This is a genomic window from Oleiphilus sp. HI0125, from assembly GCF_001635355.1.
Window position 1 is genome coordinate 1 of record NZ_LWGF01001262.1, and the last position, 614, is coordinate 614.

The 614-nt window shown below is 40.1% G+C and carries 1 protein-coding gene; it reads left to right on the forward strand.

Annotation, left to right across the window (positions count from 1 at the left end; translation table 11 throughout):
• Positions 1 to 614: lipase secretion chaperone (locus tag A3762_RS21935; RefSeq protein WP_197469488.1), on the forward strand; the 614-nt coding region annotated here is incomplete at both ends.

Consider the following 614-nt stretch of genomic DNA (forward strand, 5'->3'; position numbering starts at 1 on the left):
AAGACCATCAAAAATCAGTTATCGATTCTTCTCCTGAAGCAATCAACACTGAAACTCAGCAATTACCTTATGAGTCTGAGCACGGCGACCTTGTATCATCACTTCGCGGTATCTATTTTGATCGTGATTTGGCCGTCGATGAGAACGGCAATCTTCGTATTTCATCGGACCTAAAAGACATATTTGATTTCTTCTTTTCAGCTATTGAAGAAGAGTCATTGGAAACCGTTTTGGCGCGAATAGAAGAATATCTCAACTACAAATTAGAAGAGCCAGCCTTAAGCCAAGCACTTCAATCTTTAGAATCGTACGTTGCATACAAAACCGCGGTAATGGACCTAGAACTTGCATTTTCAAGCCGAATTGAAAGCTTTATTACAGACGGATCAATGTCGAGCTTAAGTGGTAGTTACCTTGATTTGATCGACGAACGCTTGCAGTTACTTAAATCAATTCGAGCTGAAAACCTTGGTTTAGAAATGCATGAGGCATTTTATTCTGAGCGTGAACAGTATGATGCATATATGATTGAGCGACTCAGAATCAACGCTGATCAAGCAATGAATAGTGAGCAAAAATCAGCGGCTTTAGAATCACTTGATGCACAAATGCCG